The organism is Streptomyces sp. NBC_00019, assembly GCF_045041015.1.
In the GTDB taxonomy this organism is placed as follows: Bacteria; Actinomycetota; Actinomycetes; order Streptomycetales; family Streptomycetaceae; genus Streptomyces.
This window is the reverse complement of sequence record NZ_CP108302.1, coordinates 2,471,305-2,490,443: the sequence shown is the minus strand read 5'-3', so window position 1 is coordinate 2,490,443 and position 19,139 is coordinate 2,471,305. Positions and strand designations below refer to the sequence as shown.

15 protein-coding genes, 1 tRNA gene and 1 pseudogene are annotated in these 19,139 nt (G+C 71.2%); 7 read left to right on the top strand and 10 right to left on the bottom strand.

Annotated features, from left to right (window positions below; all coding sequences use genetic code 11):
* Nucleotides 1-10: 10 nt before the first annotated feature.
* The 3 genes from OHU89_RS11950 (at nt 11) to OHU89_RS11940 (ending at nt 2,944) form a co-directional block, all read left to right on the top strand.
* Nucleotides 11-1,540, top strand: a complete 1,530-nt coding sequence (locus OHU89_RS11950) for an APC family permease (protein ID WP_405642249.1) — start codon at nt 11-13, stop codon at nt 1,538-1,540.
* Between the two features lie 74 nt (nt 1,541-1,614).
* Nucleotides 1,615-2,340, top strand: a complete 726-nt coding sequence (locus OHU89_RS11945) for a molybdopterin-dependent oxidoreductase (protein ID WP_405642247.1) — start codon at nt 1,615-1,617, stop codon at nt 2,338-2,340.
* Complete coding sequence (locus OHU89_RS11940) at nt 2,324-2,944, top strand: cytochrome b/b6 domain-containing protein (RefSeq protein WP_405642245.1); 621 nt, start codon at nt 2,324-2,326, stop codon at nt 2,942-2,944. The genes OHU89_RS11945 and OHU89_RS11940 overlap by 17 nt, the downstream gene beginning before the upstream one ends.
* On the opposite strand, the gene OHU89_RS11935 is transcribed toward OHU89_RS11940, so the two are convergent.
* From OHU89_RS11935 to OHU89_RS11915, 5 genes are all read right to left on the bottom strand, one after another.
* On the bottom strand, nt 2,855-3,964 hold the full coding sequence (locus tag OHU89_RS11935) for a hypothetical protein (RefSeq protein WP_405642243.1): 1,110 nt from the start codon (nt 3,962-3,964) through the stop codon (nt 2,855-2,857). The two genes, OHU89_RS11940 and OHU89_RS11935, sit on opposite strands and share 90 nt — an antisense overlap.
* A gap of 173 nt (nt 3,965-4,137) precedes the next feature.
* A complete protein-coding gene (locus OHU89_RS11930) occupies nt 4,138-5,166 on the bottom strand; it encodes an L-idonate 5-dehydrogenase (protein ID WP_405642241.1) in 1,029 nt (342 codons plus the stop codon).
* The gene (locus tag OHU89_RS11925; protein ID WP_266894602.1) at nt 5,166-5,927 is read right to left on the bottom strand and encodes an SDR family oxidoreductase; all 762 of its coding nucleotides are present in this window, start codon (nt 5,925-5,927) and stop codon (nt 5,166-5,168) included. The genes OHU89_RS11930 and OHU89_RS11925 overlap by 1 nt, the downstream gene beginning before the upstream one ends.
* 19 nt (nt 5,928-5,946) lie before the next feature.
* Nucleotides 5,947-7,344 carry a GntP family permease gene (locus OHU89_RS11920; protein WP_405642239.1) on the bottom strand — a complete coding sequence of 466 codons (1,398 nt, stop codon included), beginning with the start codon at nt 7,342-7,344 and terminating at the stop codon, nt 5,947-5,949.
* Nucleotides 7,345-7,398: 54 nt separating this feature from the next.
* On the bottom strand, nt 7,399-7,905 hold the full coding sequence (locus OHU89_RS11915; protein ID WP_266894604.1) for a gluconokinase: 507 nt from the start codon (nt 7,903-7,905) through the stop codon (nt 7,399-7,401).
* Nucleotides 7,906-8,053: 148 nt separating this feature from the next.
* On the opposite strand from OHU89_RS11915, the gene OHU89_RS11910 reads away from it, so the two are divergent.
* Entirely contained in the window at nt 8,054-8,755 is a 702-nt protein-coding gene (locus OHU89_RS11910) for a FadR/GntR family transcriptional regulator (protein ID WP_307032898.1), read from the top strand.
* Nucleotides 8,756-8,845: 90 nt separating this feature from the next.
* Here the strand turns inward: OHU89_RS11910 and OHU89_RS11905 are convergent, their stop codons facing one another.
* From OHU89_RS11905 to OHU89_RS11885, 5 genes and pseudogenes are all read right to left on the bottom strand, one after another.
* Nucleotides 8,846-9,229 carry a YchJ family protein gene (locus OHU89_RS11905; protein WP_405642236.1) on the bottom strand — a complete coding sequence of 128 codons (384 nt, stop codon included), beginning with the start codon at nt 9,227-9,229 and terminating at the stop codon, nt 8,846-8,848.
* A 10-nt stretch (nt 9,230-9,239) separates the two neighbouring features.
* Nucleotides 9,240-10,583 carry a M1 family metallopeptidase gene (locus OHU89_RS11900; RefSeq protein ID WP_405654438.1) on the bottom strand — a complete coding sequence of 448 codons (1,344 nt, stop codon included), beginning with the start codon at nt 10,581-10,583 and terminating at the stop codon, nt 9,240-9,242.
* 74 nt (nt 10,584-10,657) lie between these two features.
* Nucleotides 10,658-14,509, bottom strand: coding sequence for a Pls/PosA family non-ribosomal peptide synthetase (locus OHU89_RS11895; RefSeq protein ID WP_405642234.1), 3,852 nt, complete (start codon nt 14,507-14,509; stop codon nt 10,658-10,660).
* 264 nt (nt 14,510-14,773) lie between these two features.
* A pseudogene (locus OHU89_RS11890) lies at nt 14,774-16,014 on the bottom strand (pectate lyase).
* A 156-nt stretch (nt 16,015-16,170) separates the two neighbouring features.
* Nucleotides 16,171-16,258: transfer RNA gene (locus OHU89_RS11885), tRNA-Leu, on the bottom strand.
* 187 nt (nt 16,259-16,445) lie between these two features.
* Between OHU89_RS11885 and OHU89_RS11880 the strand changes: the two genes are divergently transcribed.
* From OHU89_RS11880 to OHU89_RS11870, 3 genes are all read left to right on the top strand, one after another.
* A complete protein-coding gene (locus tag OHU89_RS11880) occupies nt 16,446-17,771 on the top strand; it encodes a M20/M25/M40 family metallo-hydrolase (protein ID WP_405642232.1) in 1,326 nt (441 codons plus the stop codon).
* Nucleotides 17,772-17,929: 158 nt separating this feature from the next.
* Nucleotides 17,930-18,163: a chaplin ChpH gene (gene chpH, locus OHU89_RS11875; RefSeq protein ID WP_030954008.1), complete on the top strand. Its 234-nt coding sequence runs from the start codon at nt 17,930-17,932 to the stop codon at nt 18,161-18,163.
* A gap of 126 nt (nt 18,164-18,289) precedes the next feature.
* The gene (locus OHU89_RS11870; RefSeq protein ID WP_405642231.1) at nt 18,290-19,084 is read left to right on the top strand and encodes a chaplin; all 795 of its coding nucleotides are present in this window, start codon (nt 18,290-18,292) and stop codon (nt 19,082-19,084) included.
* Nucleotides 19,085-19,139 lie beyond the last annotated feature (55 nt).

Genomic DNA, 19,139 nt, shown 5'->3' with positions numbered 1-19,139 from the left:
CGGTCTCCCCGTGACAACGGACAGCTCGAGTACGAAAAGAACCGACGGCATCAGCACCTTCAAGGGCCAGGAGCGGGCCCTGCGCGCCGACCGCCTGGGCACCGGAGGCCTGCTGCTCTCCGTGCTCGCGGCGACCGCCCCCCTCATGGTGGTCGCGGGTGTCATGCCCACCACATTCGCGGTGATGGGCATCGTCGGACAGCCCCTGCTCTTCGTCCTCCTCGGCGTGATCCTCGTCCTGTTCGGCATCGGCTACGCCGAGATGAGCCGGCACGTCCACAACGCCGGCGCCTTCTACGCGTACATCTCCCGCGGCCTCGGCGGCACGGCCGGCGCGAGCGCGGCGCTGGTCGCCCTGGTCGCCTACAACGCCCTCCAGGTCGGCATCTACGGCATCTTCGGCTTCGAGGTCTCCGGCCTCTTCGCCACCTACGCCGAGATGGAGGTCGCCTGGTGGATACCGGCCCTGGTGGCCGCGCTCGCCGTCGGCGCGCTGGGCTGGCTGAAGATCGACGTCAACGCGAAGGTGCTCGGCGTCCTGCTGGTCATCGAGGTGGCCCTGGTCGTCATCTTCGACATCGCCGCCGTCGCCGACCCCGGCAAGGAGGGCCTGTCCCTGCACGCCTTCAACCCGGACACCCTCACCGGCGCGGGCGTCGGCACCGCCCTGTGCTTCTGCATCGCGGCCTTCCTCGGCTTCGAGCAGGCACCCGTCTACGCCGAGGAGACCAGCCGCCCGCACGTCCTGGTGCCCCGCGTGATGTTCCTGGCCGTCGGCGGAGTCGCCGTCTTCTTCGCGGTCAGCAGCTGGGCCCTCACCGTCGCCACCGGGCCCTCCGCGATCGTCGGCGAGTCGCAGAAGCAGAGCGCCGGACTGCTGTTCAACCTCACCGAGTCCCGCCTCGGCGGCACCTTCACCGACGTCCTGCACATCCTGTTCGTGACCGGCATGTTCGCCGCCATGCTCAGCTTCCACAACGTCGTCGCCCGCTACGCCTTCGCCATGGGCCGCGAGGGCCTGCTCCCCGCCGCCTTCGGCCGCACCACCGGCACCAGCGGTGCCCCCGGTACCGGGTCCCTGCTCCAGACGGTCGTCTCGGTGGTGATCGTCGCCGCCTTCGCGTTCGCCGACGACAAGCCGACCGGCGACCCCACCGAACCCGTCCTGCACCTGTTCACCTGGGGTGGCAACATCGGCGCCCTCGGGGTGATCCTGCTGATGGCGGCCGCCTCCTTCTCGGTGGTCGTCTTCTTCGTCCGCCGCGGCGCCGCAGGCACCCAGGCCTGGCGCCTGGTCACCTCCGCGGTCGCCGGCATCGCCCTGCTCGTCGTCGCCGGCTACACCGTCAAGGACTTCGACGTCCTGGTCGGCGCCGGACCGGACTCGTCCCTGAGCTGGCTCCTGCCCGGCATCATCGGCCTGGCCCTGGTCGTCGGCCTGGCCCAGGGCCTGTTCCTGCGCGCCCGCTCGCCCGAGGCCCACGCCCGCATCGGCCTGGGCAACGAGGCGTTCCAGCTGGACAAGGCGGCTTCTTCGTAAGAAGTGGTTACGGAAGTCTGACGGGCACCCGCGAACCCTGGTCCGCCAGGGCCCGCGGGTGTTCGAATGGACGAGTGAACTCCGGACAACCCGAGGAACAGGGCAGGCCCATCGGCCGCCGTGTCCTCCTCGGCACCCTCGGCCTGGGCGCCCTCGGCGTGGTCGCCGCGCCCACTCTGCAACGCGGCCTGGAGTCCTTCCTGGGCAGCGCGGCCGACAAGGACCCCACCGGCCTCACGGGCCTGCTCCCCAACGGCGGCGGCTTCCGCTACTACTCGGTCACCTCCTCCGTCCCCCACAAGAACGCCTCGAACTACCGCCTGAAGATCGACGGTCTCGTCGACCGCCCGGCCACCTACACCCTGTCCGACCTGCGGGCGATGCCCCAGACCCGGATGGTCAAGGACGTCCAGTGCGTCACCGGCTGGCGGGTCCCGGGCACCCCCTTCGAGGGCGTACGCCTCTCCCGGCTGCTCGACGCCGCCGGAGTACGGGCCAAGGCCACCGCGATCCGCTTCACCTGCTTCGACGGCACCTACACCGAGAGCCTCACCCTCGACCAGGCCCGCCGCGCGGACGTCCTGGTCGCCCTGCGCATGCAGGACAAGGACCTCGGCCACAGCCACGGCGGCCCGGTCCGCCTGTACGTCGCACCCATGTACTTCTACAAGTCCGCCAAGTGGCTCTCCGGCATCACCGTCACCGAGGACGTGGACCCCGGCTACTGGGAGGAGCGCGGCTACGACGTCGACGCCTGGGTCGGCAAGTCGAACGGACGGGACGATGACCCTACGAGCTGAAGCCCCTCCGGAGACGCGCGTACGCCGCTTCGGCCGTTCCCAGCGCTGGGTGCACCGCACGACCGCCGCCCTGATGGGCGTCTGCGTGCTCACCGCAGCCTGTCTCTACATCCCCCAGCTCGCCGAGCTCGTCGGCCGCCGTGAGCTGGTCGTCCGCATCCACGAGTGGTCCGGCCTCGCCCTGCCGGTCCCCGTCCTGGCCGGCCTCGTCTCCCGCCACTTCCGTACCGACCTGCGCTTCCTGAACCGCTTCGGCCCGCACGACCGGACATGGCTGCGTGCCGCCCTGCGCCGCGACAAGCGGCCCTCGGCGCGTCCGGCGGGCAAGTTCAACGCCGGGCAGAAGATCTACGCCTCCTGGATCGCCGGCGCCACGCTGGTGATGCTCGGCACCGGTCTGCTGATGTGGTTCACCCACCTCACCCCGATCCAGTGGCGTACCAGCGCGACCTTCGTCCATGACTGGCTGGCCCTGACCGTCGGTATCGTCCTCGCCGGCCACATCGGCATGGCGCTAGGGGACCCGGAGGCGCGGCGCGGCCTGCGGACGGGGAAGGTGAGCCGGGAGTGGGCCGAGCGGGAACACTCCCTGTGGCGCCACTGACGTGGTGGGCGTCCCCGGCTCGGACATCGTGGGAGCAGGCGCCACGACGGTGAACGCGTCCTGTGCCCGCACCTCGACGCCCCCGAACCGGACGGCCACGTCCACCGCCCTCGGCAGGCCCTCCACCACCGGCACCACCACGTTCAGCACCAGATGGTCACCCGCCTCGGAGGCGAGGACCGGCGGCCCGTCCAGCTGCCGGCCGTCGATGAACACCCGCCCGTCCCGCAGCAGTTCGGCATGGTCGAAGTACGTTCCGGACAGCTCGACACCGACGGTCTCCCCGGGCCGCGCCTGACCGTCGCCGCCCGAGTCGACCCCGGCGATCGTGTACGCGCACGCGGGATTGCCACCGGAGGCGGCCTCGAGCCGCACGGTGGCGGCGGGATGCCGCCGGTGGAAGTCGAGCAGCCCGCCCAGCACGGTGTACCCGGCCCGCCCCTTGCAGGTGCCGGACTTCCCCGCGAGCGCGGCGAAGTCCCGCGACGCCGTCTCCCAGCTGCCGCCCTTGCCCTGCACGGCGAGACAGGCGGAGGCGAGCCCGCGCAGCAACCGCCACTCGTCGTCCGCCGGCTTCCCGGGGATGACATCGAGGGCGGTCCGGCACTCGGTGGGGGCGCGGAGTCCGTCGTAGACGCTGGACGGGTCCGGTATGCCGTCGGCGTCGGGTGAACCCGGACCCGGCGGCAGCCAGACGGGGATGTCGAGGGGGCTCTTGCTCACGGAGGGAGCGGGGGTGGGGGCGGGGGTGGGCGAGGCGTCCGGGCTCCGCAGCGGCCCGGGAGTCGCGGTGGGGCTGTTCACATGCCCGTCGGGCCTGGGTCGCGCCGGGACGACGGGGGAGGGGGAGCCGGTACGCCCCGCCGGCGAACGGCCCGAGGGGCCGACCGTGACGATCGTGCCCCCGCCGTCGCCTCTGTCCGACGTGTCACTCCCGTCACCGGTGAAGGCCGCGGCGGCCACCGCCACCGCTCCGATGAGGAGCAGCCCCGAGATGCGCACCCCGAGGGAAACCGCCATGACGCCCCCCGACACGGTCGCCCCTGGGATGCCGTTCCCAGGGGCCTCCCATCATCGGGCCGACCGCGCCGACAGGGAAGCCGAATCAGGGCGAAGCCGAGTGCAGGATCTTGCAGGGCACCGAGCCGCCGGTTCCGCTTCGCGCACCGGCGACCACAGGCGGCGGGACCGGGTCAGCCCTGGAAGTCCAGCAGCACCTTGCAGGACACGTTCCGGTCCGCGGCCAGCGCGAACGCCGACTCCGCCTCCCCGACCGGGACCACCGCGCTGACGAGCCCGTCGAACGACGGCTCGGCCGCGAGCAGTTCCAGCGCCGCGTCGAACTCCCCGTCGAAACGGAACGCCCCCCGCAGCTCGATCTCCCGGCTCACGACCAGATTCCCGGCGAACGGCGACTGCCCCGGCGGCAACATCCCGAGCTGCACGACCACACCCCCGCGCCGCACCAGCCGCAGACAGGTGTCCAGCCCGGCCGCGACCCCGGACGCCTCGACGGCCACGTCCACCTCGGACGGCCACGCGGCATCATCCGGATCGTCGGCCCGTACGACGGTGTCGGCGCCGGCGGTCTCCGCGTACCGCAGAGCCGCGGGCAGCAGGTCCGTCACCGTCACCCGGGCCGCACCGGCCGCCTTCGCCGCCGCGACCACCAGACAGCCGATGGGCCCGGCCCCGGTGACGAGCACATGCTTGCCCGCGACCTCCCCGGCCCGCCGCACCGCGTGCAACGCGACGGACAGGGGCTCGGCGAGAGCCGCCCGGCGAAGGTCAAGTCCGTCCGGCAGGGGCCTCAACTGCTCGGCGGGCACCACCACTTGGGCCGCGAACCCGCCCTGGACGTGCGGAAAGCGTGCCGCACTGCCGAGATAGCGGGTGTCACGGCAGACGTTGCGCCGGCCGTCGGCGCACTCCGGACACACCCCGCAGGGAGAGGCCGGGTGCACCGCAACGGCCGTACCGGAAACCGGACCTGACGCACCGGCACCGTACGAGAGGACCGTCCCGACCACCTCGTGCCCGAGCAGCATCGGCTCCCTCAGCCGGAAGTCCCCGACCCCGCCGTGCCGCCAGTAGTGCAGATCGGAGCCGCAGACCCCGCCATAGCGGACCGCGACCAGGGCCTGCCCCGGACCGGGCGACGGCGCCGCCAACTCCTCGACCCGCAGGTCGCCTTGCCCATGGATCACACAACCGAGAGTCATCACAGCACGCTCGTCATTCCGCCGTCGACATACAGGATCTGCCCGCTGACGAAGTCCGCGGCGGGCGAGGCGAGGAAGAGCACCCCGCCCACCAGGTCCTGCGTACGGCCCCAGCGGCCGGCCGGGGTGCGGCGACGCACCCAGGAGCTGAACTCCTCGTCCTCGACGAGGGCTTGGGTCAGCTCGGTCTCGATGTAGCCGGGGCCGAGACCGTTGACCTGGACGCCCTGCGGGCCCCAGTCGGCGCACATGCCCTTGGTGAGCATCTTCAGCGCGCCCTTGGTGGCCGCGTACGGCGCGATGCCGGGACGGGCCACCTCGCTCTGCAGCGAGCAGATGTTGACGATCTTGCCGTGGCCGCGTTCCGTCATCCGCCGGGCCGCTTCCCGGCCGACCAGGAACGCGCTGGTCAGGTTGGTGTCCAGGATGCGGTGCCAGTCGGAGTCGGTGAACTCCAGGAGCGGGGCGCGCAGTTGCATGCCCGCGTTGTTGACCAGGATGTCGAGCGGGCCGACGCGTTCCTCGACGTCCGCTATCCCGGCGGCCACCGAGGCGCCGTCGGTCACGTCGAACACGGCCGTGTGGACGCGGTCGCCGGGCAGTTCGGCGGCGGCCTTGGTGAGCCGCTCGCCGTCCCGCCCGTTGAGGACCACCGTGCAGCCGGCCTCCGCGAGACCCCGGGCCAGGGCGAGTCCGATGCCCCGGCTGGAGCCCGTGACCAGGGCGGTCCTGCCGCTGATGTCGAACAGAGGGTGACTCATCGTCGTACTTCCCGTATCCCTAGATGATCAGCGAGAGCAGCAGGACCAGGCCACCGGCGACCACCGAGATGATCGTCTCCATGACGGACCAGGTCTTGATGGTCTGGCCGACGTTCAGGCCGAAGTACTCCTTGACCAGCCAGAACCCGGCGTCGTTGACATGGCTGAAGAAGAGCGAGCCGGCGCCGATGGCGAGGACCAGCAGGGCCGCGTGGGTCGTCGACATGTCGGCGGCCAGCGGAGCCACGAGCCCCGCGGCCGACACGGTCGCCACCGTCGCCGAACCCGTCGCGAGCCGGATGGCCACCGCGATCAGCCAGGCCAGCAGCAGCGCCGGGATCGACCAGTCCTCGGAGATGTCCAGGATCATGGCGCCCACGCCGGTGTCGATCAGCGTCTGCTTGAAGCCGCCGCCCGCGCCGACGATCAGGAGGATGCCGGCGATGGGCGCGAGACCCTTCTCGACCAGCGGCGTGAGGCGCTCCCTGCCGAACCCGGCGGGCCGCAGCAGCGTGAAGATGCCGAGGAGCACCGAGGCGAGCAGGGCGATCAGCGGCGAACCGATGACGTCGAAGACCCGCTGCGTGGTGTTCTCGGGGTCGTCGATGACGATGTCGACGAGCGCCTTGGAGAGCATCAGGATGACCGGCAGCAGGATGGTGATCAGCGTGGCGCCGAAGCCGGGACGCTTCTCCAGGTCCTCGGACGGGCGCTGCGGGATCATCTTGTCCGGCGCCGGGACGTCCACCCAGCGGGCCGCGTACCGGGAGAACAGCGGACCGGCGATGATCACCGTCGGGATGGCGACGAGCACGCCGAGCGCCAGGGTGACACCCAGGTCGGCCCCGATCGCGTCGATCGCGACCAGCGGGCCGGGGTGCGGCGGGACCAGGCCGTGCATCACGGACAGACCGGCCAGCGCCGGGATGCCGATGCGCATCAGCGAGTAGTTGCCGCGCTTGGCGACCATCAGCACGACCGGGATCAGCAGCACGACGCCGACCTCGAAGAACAGCGGCAGACCGATCACGGAGGCGATCAGCACCATCGCCCACGGCATCGAGCGGCCGCCCGCCCTGGCGAGGATGGTGTCGACGATCTGGTCGGCGCCGCCGGAGTCGGCGAGCATCTTGCCGAGGATCGCGCCGAGCGCGATCAGCACGCCCACGCCGGCGACGGTGGTGCCGAGGCCGCCGGTGAAGCTGGCGATGACCTTGTCGAGCGGCGCTCCGGCGAACGCGCCCAGCGCCAGCGACCCGATGGTCAGCGACAGGAACGCGTGGAGCTTGAACTTGGTGATGAGCAGGACGATGACGGCGATGCCCGCCAGGACTGCGATGCCCAGCTGAGCGTGACCGGCCGAGGTGATGGGCTCGACCGGGTCCGCTGCCAGCAACTCGACGCTGAGTCTGGTCACGGGGGTTCCCTTGCAGGTACGGGGATGGGGAGGGGAGGGGTCTTGCGCGGGGGGTTACGGGAGCTCGGTCAGGGCCTTCGCGGCCCGGCCGGTGATCTCCTCGGGGCTGCCGGTGACGTCCACCACGACTCCCGCCTCGTCCTCCTGGAGCGGCTGGAGGGTCGCGAACTGGGAGTCGAGCAGAGCGGTCGGCATGAAGTGCCCCTGCCGATGGGACATGCGGTCCTCGATGAGGGCGCGATCGCCCGCGAGGTGCACGAAGACGAGCCCGGGAGCGGCGGCGCGCAGCCGGTCGCGGTACGAGCGCTTCAGCGCCGAGCAGCTGACCACCCCGCCGAGTCCCGCCCGTCCGTCCGCCCAGTCGCCGATGGCGTCCAGCCAGGGCCACCGGTCCTCGTCGGTGAGCGGGGTGCCGGCCGACATCTTGGCGATGTTGGCCGGCGGGTGGAAGTCGTCGCCCTCGGCGTACGGGACGCCGAGACGGGCGGCGAGCAGGGGACCGATGGTGGTCTTGCCGGTGCCCGCGACGCCCATCACCACGACGACATGGGGGGTGTTCATCGCTGCCTCACTGTCTGCTGTCTTCATCGACACGTGGACGCCCTGGGGCGTCGACGCAACTGAAACCCATTAGGTACGACAAATTCAAGAGTCTGTGATGAATAAGTCTGACTTTTTGAGTCCGTGACCTGACGCGTACGCTGAGTGCATGAGCACATCGGGCCGGGGGCTGCACGGCCAAGTACTGGAATCCCTCGGCCCCGCGATCACCGCGGGCGAGTACCCGCCGGGCAGCGTTCTGCGCACGGACGAACTGGCCCAGCAGTTCGATGTGTCCCGCTCGGTGATGCGGGAGGCGGTCCGCGTCCTGGAGTCCATGCACCTGGTCGAGTCCCGCCGCCGCGTGGGCGTCACGGTCCGTCCGAAGGCGCAGTGGAACGTCTACGACCCGCAGGTCATCCGCTGGCGCCTGGCCGGCGCCGACCGCCCCGGGCAGCTGCGGTCACTGACGGTCCTGCGCTCCGCGCTCGAACCGGTCGCGGCGGGCCTGGCGGCGAAGAACGCCACGGCGGAGCAGTGCGCCGAACTCACCGAGTGCGCGCTGGGCATGGTCGCCCACTCACGGGGCCACCAGCTGGAGGGCTATCTGATCCACGACGTGGCCTTCCACCGCGTGATCCTCAACGCCTCCGGCAACGAGATGTTCGCCCGCCTCGGGGACGTCGTCGCCGAGGTCCTCGCCGGCCGCACTCACCACGAGGTCATGTTCGAGGACCCCGACCCCGCCGCGGTGACGTTGCACGTCCAGGTCGCCGAGGCGGTCCGCGCCGGCGACGCGGTCCGCGCGGAGACGCTGACCCGGGAGATCACGGTGGGCGCGTTGCAGGAGCTGGACATCCTCGCACCGTGACCGGGGAGACCGACGCACGGACATCGAGCGGATCATCGATCCGCTGAAGAGGTCTCCCACCCCGACGGCACCGAGTGCCCGCCGGGACGGTCACTCCAGGAAGTCCCCGTCCACATAGACCCACGCCCCGTCCACCCGCTCGAACCGGCTCCGCTCGTGCAGCGACCCGCCCCGGAACGAGGCCCGGAAGGTCACCGTGCCGACCGAGTGGAACGCCGACCCGTCACCCGTGCCGAGGATCTCCAGACCGGTCCACCGCATGCCCGCGTCGAAGTCGAGGCTCGCGGGCCGGGTCCGCGGATGCCAGGTCCGCAGCAGATAGGCGGCGTCCTGCTTGACGAAGGCGCAGTACCGGGACCGCATGAGCGCCTCGGCGGTCGGTGCCGCGGCGGCGCCGGCGTGATAGCGGCCGCAGCACTTGTCGTAGGGCTCGGGCAGGCCGCAGGGGCAGGAACGCGTGCTCATGGCCGCCATTCTCCCGGAACTAGCCGGCCGCCCGCGTCTCGGGCAGGGGCACCGGCGGCAGCGCCGTCCCGTACACCCACGCCTGGAACACCTCGTCCAGCGGCTCGGGCGAGAAGCGCGAGGCATGCGCGGTGAACGTCGTCGTGGTCACGGCGCCGCTCCGGTGCAGCCCCGCCCAGCAGCGCAGCATGCGGAAGAAGGCCACGTCACCCATCGCGCACCGCACCGCGTGCACGGTCAGCCCGCCCCGTTCGTAGAGCCGGTCGTCGAACATCGACTTGCGGCCCGGATCGGCCAGCTTCAGATCCTGCGGCAGGGACGACAGCAACCGATGCGCGGCGGCGGCGAGTTGCTGGGCCGTCCGCCCGCCCGACCGCTCCGACCACAGCCACTCGGCGTACTTCGCGAACCCCTCGTTGAGCCAGATGTGCCGCCAGTCCGCGATGGACACACTGTTGCCGAACCACTGGTGGGCCAGCTCGTGCGCGACCAGCCGCTCCGAACCCCGCGCCCCGTCCACGTGGTTGGCGCCGAACAGCGACAACCCCTGTGCCTCGACGGGGACATCGAGCTCCTCCTCCGTCACCACGACCGCGTACTCGTCGAAGGGGTAGGGGCCGAACAGCTCCTGGAACAGGTCCATCATCTGCGGCTGACGCGCGAAGTCCCTGGAGAACTGGGGGAGCAGATGCGACGGGATGTGCCCGTGCTGCGGCACCCCGCCCAGCCCGGGGTCGCCCAGCAGCACCGTCTGGTACTTGCCGACCGACAGCCCCACCAGATAGCTGGACGTCGGCGCCGACTGCTCGTACACCCAGGTCGTCGTGGAGGCCTTCGTGGTACGGGTCAGCAGACGCCCGCCCGCCACCACCGAGTACGCCGACGGCGTCGTGATCGAGATCTGGTACGACGCCTTGTCCGCGGGCCGGTCGTTGCACGGGTACCAGGACGGCGCCCCGATCGGCTGGCTCGCCACCAGCGCCCCGTCCTCCAGCTCCTCCCAGCCCAGACCGCCCCACGGGCTGTTCACCGGCTTGGGGTTGCCCGCCCAGTGCACCTCGACCGTGAACGCGGCCCCGGGCCGGACCGGCTTCGCGGGCCGGATCCGCAGTTTGCCGCCGCGATGCGTGTAGTGCGGCTGCCGGCCGTCCACCCGCACCCGGCCGACCTTGAAGTCGGCCAGGTTCAGGAAGAACTCGCCCAGCGGCGACCGTCCCGCGATGGCGTTGATCCGGGCCGTGCCGGACAGCCGGTTCGGGCCCGGGCGGTAGTCCAGCGCGAGCTCGTACCGGTGCACCCGGTACCGCGCGTCACCGTTCTCCGGGAAATACGGGTCCGAACCCGCCGCCTGCTGAACCGCCACCGCTGTGTCTACTCCCTGTGCCATGCCGCCACTCCGCTCGGGTGCACCGCTCTCCCGTGCCGAGTGGCCGGCGTTCAGGGACGCCATGCCTCGATCGGGTTGCCGAGCCAACGGGTGTCGTCGGGGACGGACTCCGCTGCCATGACGAGCGACGCGGGACCCAGGGTCGTCCGGGCCCCGATCGTGCTGCCGGGCAGCACGATCCCGCCAGGACCCAGCGTCGCGCCCTCACGGAGGACCACAGTATCCGTCCGCAAGATCCGGTCGTGGAAGAGGTGCGTCTGGAGCACACAGCCACGGTTCACCGTCGCCGCGTCCTCCAGCGTCACCAGATCCGTCTCCGGCAGCCAGTAGCTCTCCACCCAGACGCCCTTGCCGACGTGTGCGCCGAGCCCCCGCAGCCACGCCGTCATCAGCGGCGTACCGGGCACGGAACCGGCCAGCCACGGCACCGCCACGACCTCGACGAACGTGTCCGCGAGCTCGTTGCGCCACACGAAGCCGCTCCACAGCGGATGCTCCCCACTGCGGTGCCGCCCCACGAGCAGCCACTTCGCGACGACCGACACCAGCCCGGCCACGGCTCCCGCCGCGAGCAGCACAAGGCCCGCCAGCGCCCACGCCCACACACCGAGCGCACACAGCGCCGCCACCGTCAGCACCCCGATGGCCGCCGAGCAGAACACCGGCACGATCCGGCACAGCTCGACCAGACCGCGCGCCCACAGCAGCCGCGCCGGCGGGTCGTACGTCCGGCTCTGGTCACCGCCGGCGGCGGCCCGCGGCAGCTTCACCGGCGGCAGCCCCAGATACGAGCTCCCCTTCTTCGCCTTCTTCGGCGTCGCCGACAGCACCCCGACGAGCCCGCCGTCCGGCACGGACCGCCCCGGCGCGGTCATCCCCGAGTTCCCGAGGAACGCCCGCCGCCCGATCTCCGCCCGCCCGATCCGCATCCAGCCGCCACCGAGCTCGTACGGCGCGGTCAGCGTGTCGTCGGCCAGGAACGCGCCCTCGCCGACCGTGGTCAGGCTCGGCAGGGCGAGCACGGTCGACACCTCGGCACCTCGCCCGATCCGCATCCCGAGCAGCCGCAGCCACACCGGCGTGACCAGCCCGGCGTACAGCGGGAAGAGGGTCTCGCGCGAGCGGTCCATCAGCTGCGTGACGGTCCAGGCCTGCCACCCGATCCGGCTGTGGGTCGGATGCGTGCCCTCCCGCAGCCTCAGGCTGAGCAGTCGTACGGCGACCAGGATCAGCAGCGCGTACGCCAGCCCGAAGGCGAGCGTCGCCGGTACGAGGGCCACGGCGGCGCCCGTCAGAGGCGCGTCCGGCGTGAAGAACACCCGCCCGACCAGGAACGCGGCCGCCCCCGCCAGCACCGGAAGCGCGGTGAGCGCGAAGCCCGTCAGGCCGTACATCACACGCCAGTACGTGCCCTTGCGCGGCCGCTCCTTGGGCCAGTTCCGCTTGGCCTTGCCCAGCTTGACCGCGGGCGCGCCCGCCCAGCGCTGACCGGTGGGGATCTGCCCGGTGACCGCCGAACCCGGCGCCACCTCGGCCCGCTTGCCGACCCGCGCGCCCGGGAAGAGGATGCTGCGCGTCCCGACGACCGCGTGCGCGCCCACCCGGACCGGGCCGATCTCCAGCCGGTCGCCGTCCAGCCACCACCCGGACAGGTCCACCTCGGACTCGACGGCAGCGCCCCGGCCCAGCTTGAGCATGCCGGTCACCGGCGGCAGCGAGTGCAGGTCGACATCAGGGCCGATCTTGGCGCCCAGCGCCCGCGCGTACCGCTCCAGCCACGACCCGGTCAGCGAGGTCGCCCCGCTGAACTCCGCCAGCCGCTCGGCCGCCCACAGCCGCAGATGCACACCGCCACCACGCGCGTACCGTCCCGGCCGCACACCCCGCAGCAGCAGCCGCGCCCCGCCCGCGGCGATCGCGAGCCGACCGGGCGGGCTGAACAGCACCAGCGCCGCCGCCCCGACCAGCCACCAGGAGGCGGTCGGCAGCCACGCGTAGGGCAGTACGTTGCCCAGCGCGGCCAGGACCACGGTCCAGCGCAGTCCGAGCAGGGTGAACAGGGGGACCATGGCGAGGAGTTGGATCACCTGGGCGCGCACCGGGACCGGGGCGACGATCCGCGCGGCCCCGTCGTCCTGCGCCGACTCCTCCAGGTGCCGCGCCAACTTCCGCAGCACGGGCTGCTGGTAGATGTCGAGGACGGCCGCGCTCGGATAGCGGGTGCGCAGCCGAGTGGTGAGCTGGGCGGCGGCGAGGCTGCTGCCGCCGATCGCGAAGAAGTCGTCACGCGCACTCGACACGGGGATGCCGAGCACCTCGCTCCACTGCTCGGCGAGCCACGCCTCGGTGCCGTAGAGCTGCTCGGCGGGACCACTGGTCTCGGGGTTCTCCAGCGGCCACGGCAGGGCGCCACGGTCCACCTTGCCCGACGTCCGGGTCGGCAGCTCGTCGACCGGCGCCAGCAACGGCACCAGGGCCGCGGGCAGTTCGGCCCGCAGCTTCTCGACCGCCGTCGCCTGGTCCCAGCCGTCCTGCGTGACGACGTAGCCGACAAGGAGCTGGTTGCCGCTGCGGGCGGTGCGCACGGCGGCAGCCGCTCCCGCGACTCCCGGCAACGCCTGGAGAGCGGCGTCGACCTCGCCGAGCTCGATACGACGCCCACCGAGCTTGATCTGCTCGTCGGCCCGCCCGAGGAAGACCAGCCCCTCCGGCTCCGCCTTGACGAGGTCACCGCTGCGGTACGCCCGTTCCCAACCCAGCGACTCCAGCGGCGCGTACTTCTCCGCGTCCTTGTCGGCGTCCAGGTAGCGGGCGAGCCCGACGCCGCCGATCACCAACTGTCCAGTGGCGCCCATCGGTACGGGCGCCCCGGCCTCGTCGACGACGGCCAGCTCCCAGCCGTCCAGCGGCAGCCCGATCCGGATCGGCTCCTCGCCGCTCATCAGCGAGGCACAGGCCACGACGGTCGCCTCGGTCGGCCCGTACGTGTTCCAGACCTCGCGCCCCTCGGTCACCAGCCGCTGCACCAGCTCGGGCGGGCAGGCCTCACCGCCGAAGATCAGAAGCCGCACGTCGTTGAGGGTCTCCGGCTCCCAGAGCGCGGCCAGCGTCGGCACCGTCGACACGACGGTGATCTCCTGCTCCACCAGCCAGGGCCCCAGATCGGCACCGCTCCTGACCTGCGCACGCGGCACCGGCACCAGACAGGCCCCGTACCGCCACGCCAGCCACATCTCCTCGCAGGACGCGTCGAAGGCGACCGACAGCCCCGCCATGACCCTGTCAGCCGGACCGATGGGGTCGTCCGTGAGGAACAGCGCGGCCTCGGCGTCCACGAACGCGGCGGCACTGCGGTGGCTGACGGCGACGCCCTTGGGCTTCCCGGTCGATCCGGAGGTGAAGATGATCCACGCGTCGTGCTCGATGCCGGGCCGCGCGGCGGGGACCTCGCTGCGTCCGGTGACGGTCAGTTCGTGACCGGCCCCGACGACGGCCCGTACGTCCGCCTCCCCGAACACCAACTCGGCCCGCTCGTCCGGGTCCTCGGCATCCACCGGGACGTAGGCGGCACCGGCGGCGAGCACGGCGAGAATCGCGATGTAGAGGTCGTTGGTCCCGGACGGAACGCGGACACCCACCCGGTCGCCGAGCCCGACCCCGGCGTCGGCGAGCCCGCGGCGCAGCCGCTCGACCTCCGCGGCGAGCGCACGGTAGGTCAGGCAGGTCGTACCGTCGTCCAGCGCGGGCTCGTCCGGGTAGGACCGCACCGACGCGTCGAAGACGTCGACGAGCGTGCGCGGAGAGGCCGCAGGGCCCCCGGAGAAACGTGCCGTATCGCCGAACCGCTCGCGGATCTCGTCCTCGAGCAGGCCGAGAGCACTGCTCTCGTGTATGGCTGCCATCGGTCCTCGCGTCTCGATCCCGGAAGCCCCGGGGTGCTGGCGGGCCCGCAGGTCTGCCTGGGGTTGTCCGGGTCCAGCTCCGTAACAAGCCGGAAATTTTAGTACGACGCTAGGTCCGTGCCCTGGGAGCGGCCACCGCAGGGGCCCGTTCGGGTGGGTACCCGAACGGGCCGCACATGGTCTGACCTGCGGCTCCGGGCTCTGGACGAGACATGCCCCACATCACCCAAGAGCTCCGGGAACAGGCCGAGTTGGCGCTTTTGTTTACTGCGCGTACGTCTCGAGTTCGGCTATTTGTGGTGTGCCGTTCCCGCTGGTGATCACGAAGGTGACCTTCTTCAGCGAGGTCGGGGCGAAGGTGATCGTGCCCGCACCGCTGCCGGAGGTCAGGACCGCGCCGGTGTCGGCATTGAGCACCTGCCAGGCGCCGACCCTGCCCGCGGCGGCGGAGGTCTCCTCGACGGCGATCTTCGAGAGGGTGGTGGCCGATCCCCACTTGATCGAGACGCGGCCGGTCGAGCCGCTCGGCGACCAGTAGGTGCTCGGGTCACCGTCGCGGACGTTGCCGTAACTCGTGCCGTCGGCCTTGCTCGAACCGTCGGATCCCGCCCCGATGCTGAGGTTGGTGCCGGTGGTCGCGGTGGCCGTGGGCGTCGCCGTCGGCGTGGTCGTGGCGGTCGGGGTCGCGGTCGCCGTCTGGGCCGTGCAGCTGCCGTCCGACACGGCAAGCCCCGTCCCCGCGCCCGCCGTCCTGTCCACCACGGCGGGTACGCAGGACGCCTGGTCGAGGGTGTAGGCGTACGGAATGCTCACCGAGGTGTTGGACACCGGGTCGGGACCCGCCGGGTTGTTCTCGTCCCCGGCGGCGGACCACGTCACGTTGTCGAAGATGTTCCCGCTGACCTGCCAGTACCCGGCCAGGTCCGTGTAGAAGGTGCCGAGGACGTCCTTGGACCGCCGGACGCGACGAGCGAGACGTGGTCGACCCAGACGTTGCGGACGTCGCTCTCCATGCCGATGGCGTCACCGCTGTTGGAGGTCGGCGAGCCCGACTTCTTGACGTTCTGGACGGTCCCGTTCTGGATGATGATGTTGCTCGACTCGCGGATGTGGATGCCGAGGTGGTCGAAGACGGCACCGCTGCCGACCCCGATCAGGGTGACGTTGCTGATCTGCTTGAGCTCGATCACGCCGTCGGCGGTGTTGCAGCTGTCGCCCGAGACCTTCGTCGTGTTGCCGTGGTTGATCGTCCCCTCGACCTCGATGGTGATCGGGGTGCTGCTGTCGGCCCGGCCGCACAGGGCCGCGTGGATCTGCGTCCCGGTCGTGGCCCGAACGGTCGCCCCGCCCGCTCCGCCGGTGGTTCCGCCGTTCTGGGTCGCGTAGCCGGTGGCGGCCGCGGTGGCCGCCGAGGCCTCGGGCGTCACCAGTACCGCGGCGGTCGCGACCGCCAGGCCCAGCCCGGCCATCGCCGCGTACAGCTTTGGTGCACGTGCTCGTCTCATCCGCTTCGTCCCTGTTCGTCCCTGAATAGGGGGTGCTGGATGGTGCGGTGTCAGGGCGTAGTGACCGCGGAGGGACGCGAAGTTGCCGACTCGGCGGGGGAGATTTCGCAGATGCGCGAGAAAAGCAAAAAACCCCTGATCAACAGGGGTTTCAGCTGGTGTCCGAGGGGGGACTTGAACCCCCACGCCCGATAAAGGGCACTAGCACCTCAAGCTAGCGCGTCTGCCATTCCGCCACCCGGACAAGGTGTCTGTCGCGCGGGGTTCCCCTCGCGGCGACAGAGGAAACATTACCAGGCTTTCGAGGTGCCCCGATCACCCCCTGGTCCCCGCGTGAACGGCGTGTGACGGGCCGGGTCCGCTCTTGGGCGCGGCCGGTCGGAGAGGGAGGATGAGGGGAACCACCAGCAGTGACAGCGGGAGGAACCAGCGTGAGCGGGACGGACACGACCAGGCACGTCACCGGCGAGGACGAGGTCGTGGACCTCTGCCGTGAGCTGATCCGGATCGACACCAGCAACTACGGCGACCACTCGGGACCGGGGGAGCGCAAGGCGGCCGAGTACGTCGCCGAGAAGCTCGCCGAGGTGGGCCTCGAACCGCAGATCTTCGAATCCCACCAGGGGCGCGCCTCCACGGTCGCCCGCATCGAGGGCGAGGACCCCTCCAGGCCGGCGCTGCTCATCCACGGGCACACCGACGTCGTGCCGGCCAACGCGGCGGACTGGACCCACCACCCCTTCTCCGGCGAGGTCGCCGACGGGTGCGTGTGGGGACGGGGCGCCGTCGACATGAAGGACATGGACGCGATGACCCTCGCGGTCGTCCGCGACTGGATGCGCAGTGGCCGCAAGCCCCCGCGCGACATCGTCCTCGCCTTCCTCGCCGACGAGGAGGCGGGCGGCACGTACGGCGCCCGGTACCTGGTCGACAAGCATCCCGATCTCTTCGAGGGCGTCACCGAGGCGATCGGCGAGGTCGGCGGGTTCTCCTTCACCGTCAACGAGAATCTGCGGCTCTACCTGGTCGAGACCGCCCAGAAGGGCATGCACTGGATGCGGCTCACCGTGGACGGCACGGCCGGCCACGGTTCGATGACCAACAACGACAACGCGATCACCGAGCTGTGCGAGGCCGTCGGCCGGCTCGGGCGGCACAAGTGGCCGGTGCGGGTCACCAAGACCGTGCGGTCCTTCCTCGACGAGCTCTCCGACGCGCTCGGCACCGAGCTCGACCCCGAGAACATGGACGAGACCCTCGCCAAGCTCGGCGGCATCGCCAAGATGGTCGGCGCCACGCTGCGGAACTCGGCGGCGCCCACCATGCTCGGCGCCGGCTACAAGGTCAACGTCATCCCCGGCCAGGCCACCGCCCACGTCGACGGGCGCTTCCTGCCCGGCTACGAGGAGGAGTTCCTCGCCGACCTCGACCGCATCCTCGGCCCGCGCGTGCGCCGCGAGGACGTGCACGGCGACAAGGCCCTGGAGACCGACTTCGACGGCAAGCTCGTCGACGCCATGCAGGTCGCCCTGAGCGCCGAGGACCCGATCGCCCGCGCCGTGCCCTACATGCTCTCCGGCGGCACCGACGCCAAGTCCTTCGACGACCTCGGCATCCGCTGCTTCGGCTTCGCGCCGCTCCAGCTGCCGCCGGAGCTCGACTTCGCCGGGATGTTCCACGGCATCGACGAGCGCGTGCCGGTGGAGGGGCTCAAGTTCGGTGTGCGGGTGCTCGACCGGTTCATCGACGCGTCCTGACGGCGGTAAGCCGAGAATTGACGTCGATATTCGACAGCCCGTGCGGAATCGAATGAGAAGGGTGAATGAACTCATAGGCTCGTAGCTTCATTACTCCGTCCTCGTTACAGGTGATGCGATCAGTAACACGAGATCGCTTTTGCCAACAAGGAGGAATAATGATCAAGAAGGTCGTCGCCGCTGCGGCTGCCACTGGTGGCCTGGTTCTCGCGGGTGCGGGCCTGGCCGTCGCCGACTCGGGTGCCCAGGGTGCTGCCGTGCACTCCCCGGGTGTTCTGTCCGGCAACGTCGTTCAGGTGCCCGTCCACGTCCCGGTGAACGTGTGCGGCAACACGATCTCCGTGATCGGTCTGCTGAACCCCGCCTTCGGCAACACCTGCATCAACAAGTGACATCGATCCGCTGAGGGTCGTTTGGCACCCGTGTCGGCCCCGGAGCGCGCGCCATGCGCTCCGGGGCCGACCGGTCTTTTCACAAGGATTGCAGGTCGGAATCTAAAAGGCAGGGGGAATTCAGGAATGCGACAGGTCACCCGCAAAGGCCTGATGACCGTGGCGGCCGCGACCGGCGTGATCGCCGCCGCGGGCGGTGCCGCCCACGCCGACTCGGCCGCCAACGGATCGAGCTCGAACTCGCCCGGCGTGCTGTCGGGCAACACGGTGCAGGCTCCGGTGCACGCGCCGGTGAACGTCTGCGGCAACACCGTCGACGTGGTCGGGGTGCTCAACCCGGCCGTGGGCAACAAGTGCGCCAACAAGAGCGGATCGTCCGGCGGGTACGGCGACGACGGTGGGTACGGGGGTGGCTCCGGCGGCAGCGGTTCGTCGTCCGACGGCCACGCGAGCGACTCACCGGGCGTCGGCTCCGGCAACCACGTCGAAGCCCCGGTGCATGTCCCGGTGAACGTCTGCGGCAACAGCGTCGACATCATCGGGATCGGCAACCCCACCACGGGCAACGACTGCGCGAACGGCGGCTCCGGCGGCGGGCACCCCGGCACACCTCCGGGCGGCGGCCAGACGCCCCCCGGCGGCCCGGACCAGCCCGGCAACCCCGGGCAGCCGAACAACCCGGGCAACCCCGTGGAACCGGGCAACCCCGGATCCCCGGGCACACCGCCGTCCTCGGGCGAGGAGACGCTGGGCTCGCCGGGCGGCAACCACCCCGGTACGCAGACGGTCACCCAGCCGCACGGCGAGGCCCAGCTCGCCCACACGGGCAGCGACCTCCCGCTGGGGCTCACCCTGCCGGTCGGGGCGGGCGCGCTGCTGGCCGGCGCGGTGCTCTACCGCAAGGCACGGGCAGCCGCATAACGGACACGGCGTATGACGGAGCGGGCCCCGCATCGGTGGGCCCGCTCCGTTTTCG